General features: G+C 35.0%; 15 protein-coding genes. 11 read left to right on the forward strand and 4 right to left on the reverse strand.

Annotation, left to right across the window (positions count from 1 at the left end):
- Window positions 1–71: 71 nt before the first annotated feature.
- From ACT53I_RS03330 to ACT53I_RS03345, 4 genes are all read right to left on the reverse strand, one after another.
- Complete coding sequence (locus ACT53I_RS03330; protein ID WP_069796554.1) at window positions 72–299, reverse strand: DUF6814 family protein; 228 nt, start codon at window positions 297–299, stop codon at window positions 72–74.
- A 128-nt stretch (window positions 300–427) separates the two neighbouring features.
- Window positions 428–2,011: an MFS transporter gene (locus tag ACT53I_RS03335; RefSeq protein ID WP_476078420.1), complete on the reverse strand. Its 1,584-nt coding sequence runs from the start codon at window positions 2,009–2,011 to the stop codon at window positions 428–430.
- A 45-nt stretch (window positions 2,012–2,056) separates the two neighbouring features.
- The gene (locus tag ACT53I_RS03340; protein ID WP_476078421.1) at window positions 2,057–3,298 is read right to left on the reverse strand and encodes a hypothetical protein; all 1,242 of its coding nucleotides are present in this window, start codon (window positions 3,296–3,298) and stop codon (window positions 2,057–2,059) included.
- Window positions 3,299–3,393: 95 nt separating this feature from the next.
- Entirely contained in the window at window positions 3,394–3,813 is a 420-nt protein-coding gene (locus tag ACT53I_RS03345) for an IS1/IS1595 family N-terminal zinc-binding domain-containing protein (protein ID WP_213188862.1), read from the reverse strand.
- A 233-nt stretch (window positions 3,814–4,046) separates the two neighbouring features.
- Here ACT53I_RS03345 and ACT53I_RS03350 point away from each other — a divergent pair, with 233 nt between their 5' ends.
- From ACT53I_RS03350 to ACT53I_RS03400, 11 genes are all read left to right on the forward strand, one after another.
- A complete protein-coding gene (locus ACT53I_RS03350; protein ID WP_476078422.1) occupies window positions 4,047–4,937 on the forward strand; it encodes an aspartate carbamoyltransferase catalytic subunit in 891 nt (296 codons plus the stop codon).
- 61 nt (window positions 4,938–4,998) lie between these two features.
- Window positions 4,999–6,072, forward strand: a complete 1,074-nt coding sequence (locus tag ACT53I_RS03355) for a carbamoyl phosphate synthase small subunit (protein ID WP_476078423.1) — start codon at window positions 4,999–5,001, stop codon at window positions 6,070–6,072.
- Between the two features lie 217 nt (window positions 6,073–6,289).
- On the forward strand, window positions 6,290–9,469 hold the full coding sequence (gene carB / locus ACT53I_RS03360; protein WP_476078424.1) for a carbamoyl-phosphate synthase large subunit: 3,180 nt from the start codon (window positions 6,290–6,292) through the stop codon (window positions 9,467–9,469).
- Between the two features lie 106 nt (window positions 9,470–9,575).
- Window positions 9,576–10,190, forward strand: coding sequence for a DUF2911 domain-containing protein (locus ACT53I_RS03365; protein WP_461377739.1), 615 nt, complete (start codon window positions 9,576–9,578; stop codon window positions 10,188–10,190).
- A gap of 340 nt (window positions 10,191–10,530) precedes the next feature.
- Window positions 10,531–11,574, forward strand: coding sequence for a bifunctional transcriptional activator/DNA repair enzyme AdaA (locus tag ACT53I_RS03370; RefSeq protein ID WP_476078425.1), 1,044 nt, complete (start codon window positions 10,531–10,533; stop codon window positions 11,572–11,574).
- A gap of 160 nt (window positions 11,575–11,734) precedes the next feature.
- Entirely contained in the window at window positions 11,735–12,100 is a 366-nt protein-coding gene (locus ACT53I_RS03375; protein WP_476078426.1) for a rhodanese-like domain-containing protein, read from the forward strand.
- A 200-nt stretch (window positions 12,101–12,300) separates the two neighbouring features.
- Window positions 12,301–13,608, forward strand: a complete 1,308-nt coding sequence (locus ACT53I_RS03380) for a TolC family protein (RefSeq protein WP_476078427.1) — start codon at window positions 12,301–12,303, stop codon at window positions 13,606–13,608.
- Between the two features lie 59 nt (window positions 13,609–13,667).
- Window positions 13,668–14,756, forward strand: a complete 1,089-nt coding sequence (locus ACT53I_RS03385; RefSeq protein WP_476078428.1) for an efflux RND transporter periplasmic adaptor subunit — start codon at window positions 13,668–13,670, stop codon at window positions 14,754–14,756.
- A gap of 107 nt (window positions 14,757–14,863) precedes the next feature.
- Window positions 14,864–18,109, forward strand: a complete 3,246-nt coding sequence (locus ACT53I_RS03390; protein ID WP_476078429.1) for an efflux RND transporter permease subunit — start codon at window positions 14,864–14,866, stop codon at window positions 18,107–18,109.
- Window positions 18,110–18,124: 15 nt separating this feature from the next.
- Entirely contained in the window at window positions 18,125–18,427 is a 303-nt protein-coding gene (locus ACT53I_RS03395) for a hypothetical protein (RefSeq protein ID WP_104792538.1), read from the forward strand.
- Between the two features lie 10 nt (window positions 18,428–18,437).
- Window positions 18,438–18,644 carry a YgaP family membrane protein gene (locus tag ACT53I_RS03400; RefSeq protein ID WP_069796528.1) on the forward strand — a complete coding sequence of 69 codons (207 nt, stop codon included), beginning with the start codon at window positions 18,438–18,440 and terminating at the stop codon, window positions 18,642–18,644.
- Window positions 18,645–18,657: the final 13 nt, after the last annotated feature.

Genomic DNA, 18,657 nt, shown 5'->3' on the forward strand with positions numbered 1-18,657 from the left:
AAAAATCAGATGGAGATTTCAGTTTTCCAAATTTTGGAAAAGCTGAAATCTCTTATTTCTGATACCAAAAATTATTTTTTATCGGCAGAATATTCGCCTTTCAGAGAATACCATCCGAAAGTTGCTAATCCACCTACCACAATAGGCATTAAAATAAAAACGATGATGCTCCCGAAAACCAAGTCTTCTTGTTTACCCGAAGTTATTTTTGGAATTCCTAGAACAGTCAATCCAAGGTAAGCTACCACTGCTGCTAGAGCTAGCCAAACGATACCTAATATTTTTTTTATTGCGTCCATTTTTTTGTTTTTTAAAGTTAATAAATTTTATTTAGATAATTTGAAAATGTGATAATGAGATGATTTTAAATAGAAATTAGATTTTGAAATTGATTAACAAATGATCACATCCACAAATGATCACATTTTTAATCCTCTACATTTCTATCTTTTCCGTCTAAGTAAATTACCCCGATGATTAAACTCACTGCCGCTACGATAATTGGATACCATAAACCTTGTAAGTAATATTCTGGATTTCCAGCGTCTTTAGCCGAGGTTACCAAATAAGTAGCCACTGCAGGCAATAAACCTCCGAAGATACCATTACCAATATGATAAGGAAGTGACATAGAAGTATATCTAATTCTGATTGGGAACATTTCTACTAAGAAAGCAGCAATAGGTCCATAAACCATCGTTACGAAAACAACTTGTAAGAAAACCCAGAAAGCAAGTGTCCATTTGGTAGTGCTGTCTATTGTTTTCGTGATTTTAGTTTCTACTTTATCTTTTCCTTTTTCGTCTAGTAAAACTTTTCCGTTTTCTAGATGTTTAGTCACCACTTCTTTTATATTGCTTCCATCTGTATAGAATTTTTGAGTAGTGTAAACAGAGTCTACTTTAGTTCCTTCTAGAACTTTGGCAGTTGCTTCAGAAGTGAATTTGTCTTTTAATTCTTGTTTTTGAGAGAAATCACCCAGTTTAAACATTTGGTTATAAATTGGTCTGTACGCGAAAATTGCCAGTAAAAGACCAAGCATCATAATAGGTTTTCTTCCTACTTTATCAGATAACCAACCGAATAATACGAATAATGGAGTTCCGATAAATAATGCGGCTGCCATTAATGAGTCTACTTGTGCAGATTCTATATTCATTACTTTTTGCATGAAAGACATTGCGTAGAACTGACCAGTGTACCAAACTACACCTTGTCCCATTACAGCACCGAATAATGCTAATAAAACATATTTGAAGTTGTATTTATTCCCGAAAGATTCTTTTAATGGATTGGTAGAAGTTTTTCCTTCTTTTTTAGCTTTTGCAAAAAGTGGAGATTCTTTCATGTTTTTTCTAATGATATAAGAAACGCCCACCATTAAAATAGAAATCCAGAAAGGAACTCTCCATCCCCAATTGTCAAATTCTTCTGCAGTTAATGAACTTTTAGTCACCAAAATCACGATAAGTGAAATGAATAAACCAGAAGTGGCAGTGGTCTGAATCCAAGAAGTCCAGTAACCACGTCTGTTGTGTTCTGCGTATTCTGCTACATAAGTTGCTGCACCTCCGTATTCACCACCAAGTGCTAAACCTTGTAATAAACGAAGAATTAATACTAAAACAGGTGCCATAAAACCGATGGTTTCGTAACTTGGAATACACCCGATTAAGAAAGTAGAGAATCCCATGATTAATAAAGTAACCAAGAAAGTGTACTTTCTACCAATAATATCTCCTAATCTTCCGAAAAATAAAGCTCCGAAAGGTCTTACTACGAATCCAGCTGCAAAAGTGGCTAGAGTAGATAAAAATGCTGCAGTAGGATTATCTGCTGGGAAGAATTTAGTAGATAAAACTACCGCTAAACTCCCGAAAATATAGAAATCATACCATTCGATAAGCGTTCCTAGAGAAGATGCCATGATAATACTCCAAAGAGTTGAAGATTTTTTACGTTCATCTACGTAAGCATCATGCTCTGCTTGTGTGTTAAATTGATGACTCATGTGTTTATTTTTTTAGTTTTGTTAATAATGTATTGAATGAAGTTTTTAGAAAGAATAAGAAGCACTTACCAGTGCGCGGAAATTTCCTACATTGGTTTCATTGTTTCCAGAAGTAGCATCAGTTTTTAAATCGCCCCAAGTTGCGGCTGTGTATTCTAATTCTGGCGAAATTTTAAATTTATTTTGCTTGAAATCTACTCTAGCAGAAGCTCTCCAAACATTATCTACCACTCTGGTTCCAGAAACACCTCTTACATAAAGTGATTTGTAATTAGCATCTTCTAAGCCACTGTTTTTCGTGTATCCAAAGAAAACGCCAGGAGCAACATTAGGTTTATTACTCGCAATGTCTACCCAAAAAGCTGAGGTTTTAGTAGGTTTGTAAGAATCTATTCCGTTAGTTTCAGCATAAGAAGCATAACCTCCAAGCATCACTAAATGATGCAAATTTCCACCAGAAATTCCATAGAATTTTGCAACTACATTTTCATTAGAATATTTAAAATATCCCATGAGCATGGTAGAATTGAGTTTTTCATCAGAAGCCAATCCACCACTAGTAATCACAGGTTTTAAAGATTGATATTCTGCACCTACACCTGCAATCACATTTTTGGTTTTGTATTGCAACTGTGCATGTAAAGTAGGAGTGGTAGAATTAAAACTAGGAGAATTATTTGCGTTTCCAGAAACTACAGGAGCTTGAAACTCTCTGTCTTTGTAAGCGACTAAATCTAAAGAAAGATTTGAGGTTAAACTTTGTCTGAATCGAATTTGACCAACCCAGCCAAAAGGATTAAACATAATTCCCGTGCTGAAATTGGCAACTCCCGGGAAAACTTCAGGAACAAAAGAAGGATACCAAGTCTGTCCTAAAGTAAGGGAAGATTTTTCCCAAGCCAACTGTGCATAAGCATGTCTTAATCTGAAAAGTCCGATGCTTTCTTGAGTGTTTCCAAAGAAGTCGCCTTCTAATTTTCCACTCGCTTTTGCGCCCCAAACATTGGGACCTTTAAAATTTACACCCAATCGAGAAACTACTGATAAAAAATTACTGGCACCAGTAGCATTAATATCATCACCATTTGCATCTAATTTTTTGTCTAAAGGATAAAGGTTGAGATGGTATTCTCTCACCTGTGCAGACTGTCTCGAATCGAAAATATAATCTGCTCTTGCAAAACCATAGAGACTTACGTCCCATTCTTTTGGTTTCTCTTGAGAGAATAATACATTGCTAAATAATAAACTAGCAATACCAGCGAAGATTAATTGAGTTTTCTTCATAATATTAAACAGTTTTTTGTGATTTTAACATCGCTAAACTGATAATAAAAAAAACTCTGTAAAAATTTTGTATATATTTTTGTAAATAAGTATAGTTACTTTTTAAAACGTTCCCATTTTATCATCATAAACTTATCTCCGAATTCAGTAATGATGAGTCCAGAACCTTTAAGATTTTCTTCATTTCTGATGTATTCTGCCAGTTCTATTTGTTTGAAAACCTTATAAGTAGCATGGAAATCCGAATGTGGTGGTTTTTTAATGTTGTATTCCTTAATCCAAGAACTGATAGTGACATGCGAAATGCCCAGAATACGCTCTATTTCTCGTAAACTGAGGCCTTCTAAATAGAGTTGTAAAGCTTTCGTTACATAGTAATCATCTATCTTTTTGCCAATTTTATTTACCGTGAAATAGTATTTGCAGTCTCTACAAAAATAGCGCTGTTTTCCTTTAACAATGCCACTTTTAACGATTTCGGAGTTTTCGCATTTCGGGCAACAATTTATTTTCATATATACGTTTTTAGCAAAGATATACTTATTTTGCAATAATAATGTTAAATAAAATTAATTTTTTCTAAAAATTTTGAAGGCAAAAAGTTAATATGTATATTTGCAACCAATGAAAACGATAAATTTTTTATTGAACATAAATATCGGACTTCAATCCGACGGACAAAATATTTTTATTTATTGAAAACGAAGCTGTTGGGGCTTCGTTTTTTTTGCTTAAAAACCATTAAATCATGATTAAATTATCCAGATTGTCACTTGAGAGCGTTGAAAAATTATTAAATCAAGCGCTAGAATTCGCAAACGGCAAAACAGTAAAGGCCAAATCAGACATTTTTGTAGCGAATCTTTTCTTTGAAGACAGCACCAGAACTAAAATAAGTTTTGAGGTGGCTGAGAAAAAATTAGGATTGCACGTAGTGCATTTTGATGAGTCTAAAAGTTCAATCAATAAAGGCGAAAGTCTTTTAGATACCATTAAAACGCTGGAATCAATTGGGATAAACCTTTCCGTAATCAGGCATCAAAAAACCAGATTTTATGATGAATTGAAAGGTGTGAAAATGGGAGTGGTAAATGCTGGAGACGGAATTGGGCATCACCCAAGTCAAGCGTTACTAGATTTAATAACCATCAAACAAGAATTTGGTGATTTTAAAGATTTGAAAGTGGGGATCGTAGGAGATATCAAACACAGTAGAGTAGCCAATTCTGATGCAGATACACTGAGAAGATTAGGAGCGAAAGTATATTTCTCTGGACCAAGAGAATGGTTTGACGAAGGAAGTATAATGAATGGAACCTACAGAGATTTAGATGCAATGATTACCGATGTAGATGTGCTCATTTTATTAAGAATTCAGCACGAAAGACATGATGAAAAAATGAAATTGACGCCTCAAGATTATCTCAGAAAATATGGTCTTACCAAAGAGCGTGAGCAAAAAATGAAACCAAATGCCATCATCATGCATCCCGCACCAATCAACAGAGGGGTAGAAATAGACAATGATTTGGTAGAATGTGAACGTTCTAGAATCTTTAAACAAATGCAAAATGGAGTATTTGCAAGAATGGCCATCTTGAAAAAAGTGTTAGAAGAGAGAGGTTTTGAATTTGAATAAATTAATACAGATAAAAGTGAAAAGTCAGAGTAATACTGCTCTGAAAATCTATTAAAAAGGAATGAAAAAGAAATTAATTTTAGAATCAGGTGAAGTTTTTCACGGACAAGGTTTTGGTGCAAATACCGATACTGAAGGAGAAGTGGTGTTCAATACCGGGATGACTGGTTATCAAGAACTCATTTCAGACCCTTCTTATTGCGGTCAGATTGTAACAATGACTTATCCACTTATTGGTAATTACGGAATTAATAGAGATGATTTCGAAAGTATTGAGCCAGCAATCAAAGGCTTAATCGTGAGGGAATTGTGTGATTTTCCTTCTAATTTCAGAAGTCAATTGTCTTTAGATGAATTTTTTGCAAAAAAGAAGCTATCAGGAATTTCAGGGATTGATACCAGAAAACTGACTAGAATTATCAGAAATCACGGGGTTTTAAAAGGAAAAATTGTAGATGAAAATGCAGATGAAACAGCAGTAATTGCTGAACTGAAATCTAAAAATTTCCCAACCAATCAAGTAGAGCAAGTTTCTACCAAAACGCCTTATGCAAGTCCAGGAAGAGGTTTCAAAGTGGTTTTAGTAGATTTTGGTTCTAAATTAGGCATCATCAGAGAACTTTCTCAGAGAGATTGTGATATTATTGTGGTGTCTCAAGATACGACAGCAGATGAGATTCTGTTAATGAATCCAGATGGAGTAATGCTTTCTAATGGTCCTGGTGATCCACAAGATGTAAAAGGTGCTTCTGAATTAATCAATGGTTTACTGGGGAAAGTTCCAATCTTCGGAATTTGTTTAGGTCACCAGTTAATTGGTTTGGCATGTGGAGCAAAAACCTATAAATTAAAATTTGGTCACAGAGGTGGAAATCATCCAGTTTTAGATTTAAAAACAGGAAAAGTAGCGATTACTTCTCAGAATCACGGTTATGCAATAGACGAAGAATCTCTAGAAAACACCGATTTAGAAGTAACACACATCGCTCTGAATGATAAAACAAACGAAGGAGTTCGTCATAAGAAATATCCATGTTTTTCAGTACAATATCACCCAGAAGCAAGTCCTGGTCCAGAAGATGCCAATTATCTTTTTGACGAATTTGTAGAAATGATGGAAGAGTTTAAAAAGTAGGAGAGTTGGAGAATTTGAGAATGGGAGAGTTTTAAAAATTTTTAAACACAAAGTTTATCATTGACTTCGTTTAATCTTCGATTTCCATAGAAATCTAAATAATGAGTTTAAAAATAATGGAATTCAAATTATCTTACGAACAAAAACTTAAAAAGAAGAAATAAAAATACAAATAAAATCTGATGTCTTAAATCTGACATCTGAAATCTAATAAAGAATGAAAAGAACAGATATTAAAACCATTTTAGTAATAGGAAGCGGCCCAATTATCATCGGGCAAGCTGCAGAATTTGACTATGCAGGAACTCAGGCTTGCCTTGCATTAAAAGAAGAAGGGTACAGAGTAATCCTCATCAATTCTAATCCTGCAACCATCATGACCGATGTAGAAATTGCAGACAAAGTATATATAGAACCTATTTCTCTTTCATTTGTAAGTCATATCATCAGAAAAGAACGTCCAGATGCGCTTTTGCCAACTTTGGGTGGACAAACTGGATTGAACATGGCAGTAGAATTACAAAATTCTGGAATTTTAGAAGAATGTGGAGTAGAAGTTCTAGGAACCAAGCTTTCTGCCATCAATAGAGCAGAAGACAGAGATTTGTTCCGTGAATTAATGAGAGAATTAAACGAGCCCGTTCCAGATTCTGATATTGTAAATACAGTAGAAGGTGCGTTAGCTTTTGCAGAAAAAATTGGTTATCCAGTAATTGTTCGTCCTGCTTTTACCATGGGTGGAACAGGTGGTGGAATTGCTCATGATGAATACCAACTGACAGAAATTGCAGAACTTGGACTTAAATATTCTCCGGTTACTCAATGTTTAATTGAAAAATCAATTGCAGGGTACAAAGAAATAGAATACGAAGTAATGCGCGACAAAAACGATAATGCTATCGTGGTTTGTAACATGGAAAACATAGATCCAGTAGGTGTTCACACTGGAGATTCTATCGTAGTAGCGCCTTCGCAAACGCTTTCTGACAGAGAATATCAAATGCTCAGAAATGCTTCACTCAAAATTATTAGAGCACTCGGAATAGAAGGAGGTTGTAACGTACAGTTGGCTTTAGACCCTCATTCTTTCAACTATTATATCATCGAAGTAAATCCTAGAGTTTCTAGAAGCTCGGCTTTAGCAAGTAAAGCAACGGGTTATCCTATTGCTAAATTAGCCGCTAAAATTGCAGTAGGACTTACTTTAGACGAAATGCTTAATCCAGTTACAGGAAAAACATACGCATGTTTCGAGCCTGCTCTAGATTATGTAGTGACAAAAATTCCTAGATTCCCTTTTGATAAATTTGAAACTGCAGACAGAAGACTTTCTACCCAGATGAAAGCAACAGGTGAAGTGATGGCGATTGGTAGAAGTTTTGAGGAATCATTAATGAAAGCCATTCGTTCTTTAGAAACAGGAATTCAGCATTTAGGATTAAAAACCAAGCAATCACTTGCCTTAACGGATGAAGATATCGAACGCAGAATTAGAGTGTGTGATGACGAAAGATTATTCATCATAGGCGAAGCTTTAAGAAGAGGTTATGATTGGGAAACCATCGTAGAATGGAGTAAAATAGATAAGTTCTTCGTTTGGAAATTCAAAAAACTGATTGATTTTGAAAAGACCATCGCGGAGAATAAATTCAACAAAGAAATATTACTGGAAGCGAAAAGATTAGGCTTCTCAGATATTAATATCGCACACCTTTGGGAAACAGATTATAAAGAAATCTTCAAGTTCAGAAAAGAAAACGGAGTAATGCCAGTTTACAAAATGGTAGATACTTGCGCTGCAGAATTTGAATCTGAAACCCCTTATTTCTACGGAACTTACGAAGAAGAAAACGAGAGCATCCCTTCTGATAAAGAAAAAATCATCGTTTTAGGTTCTGGTCCTATCAGAATTGGTCAAGGTGTAGAATTTGATTACGCTACCGTTCACTCCGTTTGGGCAATTAAGCAAATGGGGTACGAAGCGATTATCATCAATAATAACCCAGAAACAGTTTCTACAGATTTCTCGATTTCAGATAAACTATATTTCGAGCCTTTAACAGAGGAAGATGTAATGAACATCATAGAACTCGAAAAGCCAAAAGGAGTGATTGTACAGTTTGGTGGACAAACCGCGATTAACCTTGCAGATAAATTAGCAGCTCATGGAGTAGAAATTCTGGGTACTTCTCTAGAAGATTTAGACAGAGCCGAAAACAGAGATAAATTCGAACATGCACTGCAGGAATTAGGCATTCCACAACCTCTTGGTAAAACGTGTTTCTCTAAAGAAGAAGCAATTAAAATTGCCAATGAAATTGGATTCCCAGTATTGGTGAGACCAAGTTACGTTCTGGGAGGAAGAGCGATGGAAATCGTATACAACGATGCTGAACTAGACCATTACATGGAACATGCGGTAGATGCAAGTCCAGAACACCCTGTTTTAGTAGACCGTTACCTTACCGGAAAAGAAGTAGAAGTAGACGCGATTTGCGATGGCGAAACCACCGTCATTCCAGGAATTATGGAACATATCGAAAGAGCGGGAGTTCACTCAGGAGATTCTATTGCAGTATATCCTCCACAAACGCTTACTCCAGACCAAATTGCTACGCTGGAAGATTACACCAAGCGTTTAGCAAAAGGGTTGAAAGTAGTAGGTTTAATGAATATTCAGTATGTAATTTCTGATGGAAATGTATATGTGATTGAGGTAAATCCTCGTTCATCGAGAACCGTTCCTTTTTTGTCAAAAATTACAGAAGTTCCAATGGCGAATTTAGCGACCAAAGCAATTCTCGGAGCAAATCTGAAAGATTTAGGTTACCAAGATGGATTGGTTCCAAATAAAGAAGGAATTTTTGTAAAAGTACCAGTCTTCTCGTTTAGTAAATTAACAAGGGTAGATGTAACTTTAGGTCCAGAAATGAAATCTACTGGAGAAGTAATGGGCAAAGATTCTACGCTAGAAAAAGCCTTGTACAAAGGTTTAATCGGTGCAGGTAGAAAAGTGCCTTTACACGGTTCTATCTTATTCACCATAGATGATGTGAACAAGCCAGAAGCAGCAAGATTAGCAAAAAGATTCTACGATATAGGTTTCAAAATTTGGGCAACCAGAGGAACTTCTAGATATTTTAACGAACTCAATATCCCAACCAAAATTGGGTATAAAATAGAAGAAGAAACAGAGAACTTAATCAGTTTAATCCAGAAAGGAAAAGTACAATATGTAGTGAATACCACTACAAAAGGAAAACAGTCGATGAATGACGGGTTCTTAATCCGTAGAACTTCGGTAGAAAATGGCGTTCCTTGTCTTACCAGTATGGATACTGTAGAAGCAATGCTCAAAGTAATCGAAAGTATGACTTTCAAAATGGAAAAAATGTAAAAATTTTCTCTAGAAATACCAATCCTTCAAGGTTTTTAAAACTTTGGAGGATTTTTTTTGTCTTGAAGGATTTTTTTTATCTTTATCAAAAATTAAAAATAAAAATATGAAAAAACTGATATTTTCTTTAGCATTGGCAGTAAGTGTACACGCTTTTGCTCAACAATATAACATTCCAGCAGTTAGTCCAAGACAAACTGTAGAACAACAATTTTCGGTGACCAAAATCTCTATAGAATATGGTAGACCTGCGGTAAAAGGAAGAAAAATCTTCGGAGAATTGGTTCCTTTCGGTCAAGTATGGAGAGCTGGAGCCAATGAAGCCACCAAAATTACTTTTGGTCAAGAAGTGCTTTTTGGCGGACAAAAAGTGAAAAAAGGAACTTACGCTTTGTATGTAGTTCCTCAAGAAAAAGAATGGAAAATCATTTTAAACAGAGGGGTTAACAATTGGGGAGCTTATACCTATGATGCAAAAGAAGATGTAGCAACCACTACCGTTCCTGTGAAAATGATGAACGAAAAAATGGAACGTTTTACCATTAATTTCGAAGATATTACAGACGAAAAACTGAATTTGGTTTTCGAGTGGGACAAAACCAGAGCAGATGTTCCGGTAGAAATTCTAAATGTAGAAGAAACGCTACAGATTATTGATAATTTAAAGGCGATTAAAAAAATAGAAAGTGATATCAAAAAGAAAAACGAACCGAAAAAGTAATTTTTGGGCGCGTCCTTTTTTTGCCAACGCTAAAAACGCTTTTAGAAATTTTTCTAAAAGCGTTTTTTCATCCGCCGAAAAAAGGTCGGTCTTCGTGTAGTCGCTTTTTTAATTTTTTACTAAAAAATTAAAAAGAGCTCCAACAATACACTTCGCCCTCGCGCAAAAAAAAAGAAGAAATTTTAAATAATTGTCACTCTGAGCGGTAGTCGAAGAGTCCCATCCAACATCTCACATCTAAAATCTTACATCTAAAATCTAAAATCAAAAATACTTGTTCATTTTTCGGTTGTATCATCAATTCCTAAAAATCTACATTTGCATTACATATATTGACTTTATGAACTTACCTAACGATATCATGTATAAAGCTTCCTTCAATAAAGATGCAAGTTTTGAAGGCGTTTTTTGGATGGGCGTAAAAACTACGGGAATTTTCTGTAGACCAACTTGTACTGCCCGAAAACCAAAACCCGAAAATGTAGAATTTTTCAGCAATACGAAAGATGCCATTCTAAAAGGATATCGTCCATGTAAGGTTTGTAAACCATTAGAAAAACTCAATGGAACTCCAAAATATATTCAGGAAATCATCACGGAATTAGCAGAAAATCCTTCTTTGAAGTTCAAAGATTACGACTTGGTAAAACGCGGAATAGAACCTGCAACCATGAGACGTTGGTTTCTGAAAAATCACGGAATCACGTTTCAGGCATATCAAAGAATGTTCAGAATTAATTCTGCATTTAAGAAAATTCAACAAGGCGAAACCGTAACGGAAACCGCTCTAGAAAGTGGCTACGAAAGTTTAAGCGGTTTTACCGAAAGTTTTAAAAATGTTTTCGGAGTGTCTCCTAAAAATTCTAAAAATCAGAAAATAATTGAATTAAAACGCATCGAAACTCCACTCGGAACCATGTATGCCGCTGCAACGGATGAGGGAATTTGTATGCTAGAATTTACAGACAGAAAAATGCTGGAAACCGAACTCAAACAACTTTCAAAATCCTTAAATGCCAATATTATTCAAGGAGAGAATCCTCATTTTAAAATCTTAGAAGTACAACTTACCGAATATTTTGAAGGAAAAAGAAAAGAATTTTCCGTTCCGCTTCATTTTGTGGGTTCAGATTTTCAGAAATCAGTTTGGGAAGTGTTGATGAAAATTCCCTATGGAGAAAAATGGAGTTATGCCCAACAATCTGAAATTTTGGGAGATGTAAAAAAAGTGAGAGCAGTAGCAAATGCCAACGGAATGAATAAAATATCCATCTTGGTTCCTTGTCATAGAGTGATTGGCAGCGATGGAAATCTTACGGGTTATGGCGGTGGAATTTGGCGAAAACAAAAACTACTAGAATTAGAAGGCGCTATTTTATTCTAATTATTTATATTTTTTAATTAAAACTTCGGTTTTAAATAGATAATATCAATTCTTTTGATTTCTGTAACACTTGTTACAAAGCGGTTTTTCAGAAAAATTCAATTTTGCAATGAATAAAGATTATCAGAGTCTTTTTTAACCCAATAAATTGAAAATTTCCATGAAAAGCATTTGCCCTAGTACCTTTCAAACGATGATAAACGAAACCATTCAGTTGGTAGACGTTAGAGAACGCTATGAATTTGAATTGTATAAAATGGGCCTTCCAATCGTAGAAAATCTTCCCTTCAGCGAGATAGAAGAATTATTAACACATTTTGATGCAGATAAAAAAATCGTTTTGATTTGTAATAACAGTGTGAGAAGTAAAAGTGTTGCCAAATATTTGGAAGACAGAGACTTTAATCAGATTTACTATTTAGAAGGTGGTTTGGTAAAATGGCAACAAAATGATTTACCTCTTCTTGGAAATCCACCAGAAATAATTTCCCATTCCCTTTCTAAAACTGCTGAATGTGGCAGTTAATATATTGAAGATTACCCTTTTTTAAACGTCAGAATTTTTCTGGCGTTTTTTCTTTCTAACAAAAGAATTTTCTTAATGTAACATAAGTTACTGCACATGACTTTTATCACCTATATTTTTGCCGAAGAAATAGAGAACGTGTATCAAAATTCTCGATTTCAATAATTAAAATAAATTAAAAAAAGAAAAAATTAAATACAATGAGAAAATTTTTTACGGTAGTTTTTGTTTTTTCGCTCGTTCTGAAAGGTTACTCTCAAGATACCATCAGAATTTCTAGAGCAGAATTAGAACAAAGAATGGTAGACCAAAATCTTCAAGTGAAATTGGCTAATGACGAAGCCAAATTAGCACAAGCAGAATTATTGGGAACGAGAGCAATGTATTTACCAAACGTAAATGCTTCTTACACCTTTTCGAATACCAATAATCCTTTGTATGCTTTCGGTTCTAAATTGAATCAGGAGCGTATTACGCAAATGGATTTTGACCCAGCTAAATTAAATGCTCCAGACGCAATTTCTAATTTCGCTACTAAAATTGAGGTGCAACAACCCATCATCAACATGGATGCAGTGTATCTTAAAAAAGCAGGACAAGTAAAATCTGAGGTTTTAAAAATTAAAGCAGAAAGAACCAAAGAATACATTCAGTTTGAGTTCAAAAAAGCATACATGCAACTGCAATTAGCATACAGAATGCTCGAAACACTTGAAAATGCTAAAACCACAACGCTAGCCAATAAAAAAGTAATCGACAATTATTTCAAAAACGGAATGATTCAGAAAACGGAAGTTTTATACATAGATGTTCGTGTAAAAGAGATAGAAAATCAGATTGCTTATGCAAAATCTAACATAAAAAATGCTTCGGATTACCTTTATTTCTTATTAGACGAAGAGTCTTTCAATAAGGTTTTCAAGCCTACTGAAAAATTAGAATTTCAAAACCAGATTTTAGAAAATACAGCTACACTAAATGTAGAAAGAAAAGATTTACAGGCGTATCAAAAATCTCTGGAAGCGTACGATTATCTGATTAAATCAACCAAAGCCAAATTTTTACCAAGATTAAATGCTTTCGGAAGTTTTGAATTGTATGATAACAAATTCGCACAATTTGGTGCCAATGGTTATTTGGCAGGAGTTCAGTTGTCTTGGAATGTTTTTGATGGATTAAAAGCAAAATCTGAACAGGAAAAATACAAAGCAGAACTCACCAAAGCACAAACCGAAATCACTCAGTATAATAGACAAAGTCAGTTAGAACTCAATAAAGCAAATCGCCAAGTTCAAGATGCCGAAAATAAAGTAAATCTTACTAAACTAGCGCTGGAACAAAGCAAAGAAGCCTACAGAATTCGTAAAAACAGATACGACCAAGGTTTAGAGAAATCATCAGACTTATTAATGAGCGAAACCACGATGTCTCAAAAAGATTTGGAATATCAACAAGCTATTTTTGAATACAATGTCGCTTTAGAATACTATAAATTTTTAAAAAATTAAAATCTCTGTGAACGCTGTGTGTTCACTGCTTCTCTGTGTTTAAATTTAAATAAATCATTATGAAAAAATATATTTATTCAGCATTATTTTTAGGAAGCGTATTCCTTACAAGTTGTTCTTCAGACGAAAATAAATCTGCAGAATTGAATGACAAACCTATAGCAGTCACCGTAAATAAATCTTCAACCAATGCGGTAGGTTCTAATGCCACAGCAAGTGGAAAATTAGTAGCTAAAAATTCTGTAAATGTTTCTACCAGAATGATGGGGTACATTACTGCAATGCGCGCAGAAGTTGGGCAATACGTAAATGCAGGTCAACTTTTAGTAAGCATTAACAGTACAGATATTCAGGCAAAAGGCGGACAAGCTTCTGCTGGAATAGCGCAAGCGCAAGCCAATTACAATATCGCGAAAAAAGATTTTGAAAGATTTCAAAATTTATACAAAAATCAAAGTGCTTCTCAAAAAGAATTAGATGATATGAGAGCGCGCTACGAAATGGCTCAAGCTGGTTTACAAGCAGCGCAACAAATGAAAAACGAAGTAAATGCTCAGTACAGATATACCAATGTTACAGCACCTATTTCTGGTACAGTTACAGCGAAATATGCTAGTCAAGGGGATATGGCAAGTCCAGGAATGCCTTTGTTAACGATAGAATCTCCAGGAGCTTTGCAAGCGCAAGTTTTAGTTTCTGAACAGAATATTACCCTTTTAAAATCTGGAATGTCTGTAAAAGTAACGTTGAAATCTACCAATAAAGAAGTTTCGGGTACGGTTTCAGAAATCAGTAAATCTTCAACGAATACTGGTGGACAATACTTAGTGAAAATCAATGTTCCTGCTTCTAAAGATTTATTACCGGGGATGTTTGTGAATGTTCAGTTTCCTTTCAAAAATTCTGGAAATGTAAACCAAGATTTTCAGGATGGCGTAATGATTCCGAAATCTGCAATTGTAGAAAACGGACAGTTAACAGGAGTGTATACCGTGAGTTCACAAAATACCGCAGTTCTAAGATGGGTAAAAGTGGGTAAAACTTTCGGTGATCAAGTTGAAATTTTATCAGGTTTAAATTCAAATGACCAGTACATCATTTCAGCACAAGGAAAATTGTATAACGGTGCAAAAGTTACTTTAAAATAGATGTTAGAAATTAGATCTTAGACTTTAGATAGTTTAATCTAAAATGCGGTTTGCTACTCTAACATCTGAAATCTAACTTCTAACTTCTAACTTCTAAAATAAATATTATGGAAAAAGGATTTGCAGGACGCATCGCCGAGTTTTTTATCAATTCAAAATTAACAATTTTGTTGATGATTGCATTGATGATTATTGGGGTGTACAGTTCCACATTAATACCAAGAGAAGAAGAGCCACAGATTATCGTTCCGATGGCAGACGTAATGGTAGGTTATCCAGGTGCTTCGCCTAAAGAGGTAGAAAGCAGAGTGGTAAAACCATTAGAAAAAATCATCTCAAACATCAAAGGAGTAGAGCACGTTCATTCTATGGCAATGAACGGACAAGCCATGATTATCGTTCAGTTTTATGTAGGCGAAGATACAGAGCGTTCTTACGTGAAACTCTATGACGAACTCATGAAAAATAAAAATATTTTTCCGAAAGGCGTTTATGAACCGATGGTGAAAACCCGTTCTATTGACGATGTTCCTATGCTGGGTTTAACACTTTGGAGCGAAAAATACAACGATTACGAACTTCGTCAGATGACAGAAGAATTGTCTTCGGAAATCAAAAAAATTAAAGACGTTTCTTTAACCAAAGTGATTGGAGGGAGAAATCGCCAATTAAAAGTTGAGTTAGACAAAGATAAAATGGCTGAATTAAGCATTGACGCATTAAACGTGATGCAAATGATTCAAGCCAATAACGGAAGTTCACAATCAGGAAGTTTTGATGCTAATGATACTGAATATCTATTGACGACAGGACAGTTTTTAAGTTCTGCAGAAGATGTAGAAAATTTGGTAGTAGGAACTTCGCAAAACATGCCGGTTTACCTGAAACAAATTGCAAAAGTAGAAGATGGAGCGCAATCTCCAGCCAATTATGTAAGTTTTGGTTATGGAAATGCAGTAGAAAATGGTAAAAAATTCAAGTCAGAATATCCTGCGGTTACGCTTTCTGTTTCTAAAGTGAAAGGAGCAGATGCGATGAAAATTTCTGAACAGATTTTGGATAAAGTAGAAGATTTAAAGAAAACTTTAATTCCGAATGATGTTCATGTAGAAGTAACCAGAAACTACGGGGAAACAGCTTCTCATAAAGTTTCAGAATTATTGATGCACTTAGGTGTAGCGATTTTAGCGGTAACCGTTTTGGTAATGCTGGCAATGGGTTGGAGAGGTGGACTAGTCGTATTCTTCTCAGTTCCTTTAACCTTTGCACTAACACTTTTCAGCTACTATATGCTGGGTTATACCTTGAATAGAATTACACTTTTCGCTCTAGTTTTCGTAGTGGGAATTGTGGTTGACGACAGTATTATTATTGCTGAAAACATGCACCGACACTTCCACATGAAGAAATTGCCATTCAAACAAGCAGCGATTTATGCCATTAATGAAGTGGGAAATCCTACGATTTTGGCTACTTTCACCGTAATTGCCGCCATTTTACCAATGGCTTTCGTAAGCGGAATGATGGGACCTTATATGTCTCCAATGCCAATTGGTGCTTCTATTGCAATGATGCTTTCATTGTTTGTAGCGTTAACGGTTACGCCTTATTTAGGTTACCATTTATTGAAAGTAAAAGATGACGAAGAGCATAAGGAAGAACAGGGAATGGAAACCAGCAAAATCTATAGAATTTACAAAAAAATAGAGCAACCATTCTTAGACAGCGGCAAAAAACGTTGGACCATGATGGGAATTACCGTAGTATTACTATTGATTTCTATGTTGGCTTTCGCTACAAAATGGGTAGCAGTAAAAATGCTTCCTTTTGACAATAAAAATGAAATCCAAGTGGTAATTGATATGCCAGAAGGAACTACTTTGGAAAGAACGGCATCAGTTTCTCAAGAAATTGCACAGTACCTAAAAACCGTTCCAGAAGTGGTGAATTATCAATCGTACGTTGGATCTTCTGCACCGATTACTTTCAATGGTTTGGTTCGTCACTACGATATGCGTGGACAAAGCAATACCGCTGATATTCAGGTGAATTTATTACACAAAGAAGACAGAGATAATCAAAGTCACGATGTAGCGAAGAATATTCGTCCAGAAATTCAGAAAATTGCGAAAAAATACAGTGCTAATGTAAAAATTGTAGAAGTACCACCTGGTCCGCCAGTTTTGTCAACCATTGTTGCAGAAATTTATGGCCCAGATTACAATGAGCAAATTAAAGTAGCCAATCAGGTTCAAAATATTCTGAACAATACAGATGATGTGGTAGATGTAGATTGGATGGTAGAAGCGCCACAAACAGAGTTCAAATTGGTTGCTGATAAAGAAAAAGCAATGTTGAACGGTGTTGCACCAGCACAAATTGTAGGAAATCTTACGTATTTGATGGGTGAACATCCGATTGGAAATCTGTATGATGAGAAATCAAATGATGCAGTAGACATTGTCATGAAATTGAACGATGCGGATAAAACATCAATTACAGATATTACTGATGTAAAAATCAAAGGACAAATGGGGAATATGGTTCCTGTAAGTGATTTGGTGAAAGTACAACGTGAAGAATTACAGAAAACTATTTACAGAAAAGACCAAAAAAGGGTAGTCTATGTATTGGCAGATATGGCAGGAGGTTTAGAAAGTCCTGCGTATGCAATTCTAGGAATGGAAGAGAAATTGAAAAAAATACAACTTCCAAAAGGATATACGATTAATGAACTGTACATGAATCAACCAAGCAATGAAGACGATTACACGGTGAAATGGGACGGAGAATGGCAAATTACGTTAGAAGTATTCCGAGATTTAGGAGCAGCTTTTGCTGTGGTCATTATCATTATTTACATGCTGATTGTAGGTTGGTTCCAAAACTTTAAAACACCAATGGTCATGATGGTTGCGATTCCGCTTTCTCTGATTGGTATTGTTCTCGGACACTGGTTATTAGGAGCGTTCTTCACCGCAACTTCATTCATCGGGATGATTGCTTTGGCAGGAGTCATGGTAAGAAACTCAGTATTGCTCATTGACTTTATAGAAATTCGACTCAATGAAGGAATTCCGATGAAACAGGCGATTATAGAAGCAGGAGCAGTGAGAACTACACCAATTTTATTAACAACGGGTGCAGTAGTTATAGGAGCGGTAATTATCTTATTCGACCCTATTTTCCAAGGATTAGCCATTTCATTGGTTTTTGGAGCGATTGTTTCTACATTGTTGACGCTAATCGTAATTCCGTTGATTTATTACATGACCGAAAAGAAAAAATGGGAGAAAATACACGCAGATGAAAAAAGTGAATATGGCGAGATTTCTTCAGAGGATAACCTATAAAAACATTAATTCATTATGAAACTTTTAATGATCACAGCGATTAGAGAATTTGAGAAAAATGTAAAAGACATTCTCAATCATTCTGGAGTAAAATCTTTTTCATATCACTATGTAAAAGGTTACAAAAATGAAAGCGATGGCAGTTCAGAAAACTGGTTCGGAGCTTCACATACAGAGATAGATTCTGTACTATTTGCCGTTTTTATCGACGAGAATTTTACTGAAGAAGTGTATAGAAAAGTGGAGTTTTTCAATGGAAAACAAAAATCCCTTTCTAAAATCCATGTGGCTACAATGAATATAGAAAAATCAATATAACAATAAAAATATGAAGACAAGAGTAATCCACGGGTTCGCAGGAACCATGATATTAACAAGTTTGTTACTGGGAATTTTTGTACACCAAAATTGGTTTTGGTTAACAGGTTTCGTAGGTGCTAATTTGTTTCAAAACGCTTTTACCAACTGGTGTTTATTAAGTACCATTTTAGAAAAATTGGGCTTAAAAGACGAAAAAGACACTTGTTGTAACTAAAAAATTTTCAATT

This window comes from Cloacibacterium sp. DMC96 (genome assembly GCF_056313765.1).

What these genes read in the sequence shown, in the direction of transcription:
- ACT53I_RS03330 (WP_069796554.1), bottom strand. Translation starts at nt 299, where the DNA reads ATGGACGCAATAAAAAAAATATTAGGTATCGTTTGGCTAGCTCTAGCA.
- ACT53I_RS03335 (WP_476078420.1), bottom strand. Translation starts at nt 2,011, where the DNA reads ATGAGTCATCAATTTAACACACAAGCAGAGCATGATGCTTACGTAGAT.
- ACT53I_RS03340 (WP_476078421.1), bottom strand. Translation starts at nt 3,298, where the DNA reads ATGAAGAAAACTCAATTAATCTTCGCTGGTATTGCTAGTTTATTATTT.
- ACT53I_RS03345 (WP_213188862.1), bottom strand. Translation starts at nt 3,813, where the DNA reads ATGAAAATAAATTGTTGCCCGAAATGCGAAAACTCCGAAATCGTTAAA.
- ACT53I_RS03350 (WP_476078422.1), top strand. Translation starts at nt 4,047, where the DNA reads ATGATTAAATTATCCAGATTGTCACTTGAGAGCGTTGAAAAATTATTA.
- ACT53I_RS03355 (WP_476078423.1), top strand. Translation starts at nt 4,999, where the DNA reads ATGAAAAAGAAATTAATTTTAGAATCAGGTGAAGTTTTTCACGGACAA.
- carB (WP_476078424.1), top strand. Translation starts at nt 6,290, where the DNA reads ATGAAAAGAACAGATATTAAAACCATTTTAGTAATAGGAAGCGGCCCA.
- ACT53I_RS03365 (WP_461377739.1), top strand. Translation starts at nt 9,576, where the DNA reads ATGAAAAAACTGATATTTTCTTTAGCATTGGCAGTAAGTGTACACGCT.
- ACT53I_RS03370 (WP_476078425.1), top strand. Translation starts at nt 10,531, where the DNA reads ATGAACTTACCTAACGATATCATGTATAAAGCTTCCTTCAATAAAGAT.
- ACT53I_RS03375 (WP_476078426.1), top strand. Translation starts at nt 11,735, where the DNA reads ATGAAAAGCATTTGCCCTAGTACCTTTCAAACGATGATAAACGAAACC.
- ACT53I_RS03380 (WP_476078427.1), top strand. Translation starts at nt 12,301, where the DNA reads ATGAGAAAATTTTTTACGGTAGTTTTTGTTTTTTCGCTCGTTCTGAAA.
- ACT53I_RS03385 (WP_476078428.1), top strand. Translation starts at nt 13,668, where the DNA reads ATGAAAAAATATATTTATTCAGCATTATTTTTAGGAAGCGTATTCCTT.
- ACT53I_RS03390 (WP_476078429.1), top strand. Translation starts at nt 14,864, where the DNA reads ATGGAAAAAGGATTTGCAGGACGCATCGCCGAGTTTTTTATCAATTCA.
- ACT53I_RS03395 (WP_104792538.1), top strand. Translation starts at nt 18,125, where the DNA reads ATGAAACTTTTAATGATCACAGCGATTAGAGAATTTGAGAAAAATGTA.
- ACT53I_RS03400 (WP_069796528.1), top strand. Translation starts at nt 18,438, where the DNA reads ATGAAGACAAGAGTAATCCACGGGTTCGCAGGAACCATGATATTAACA.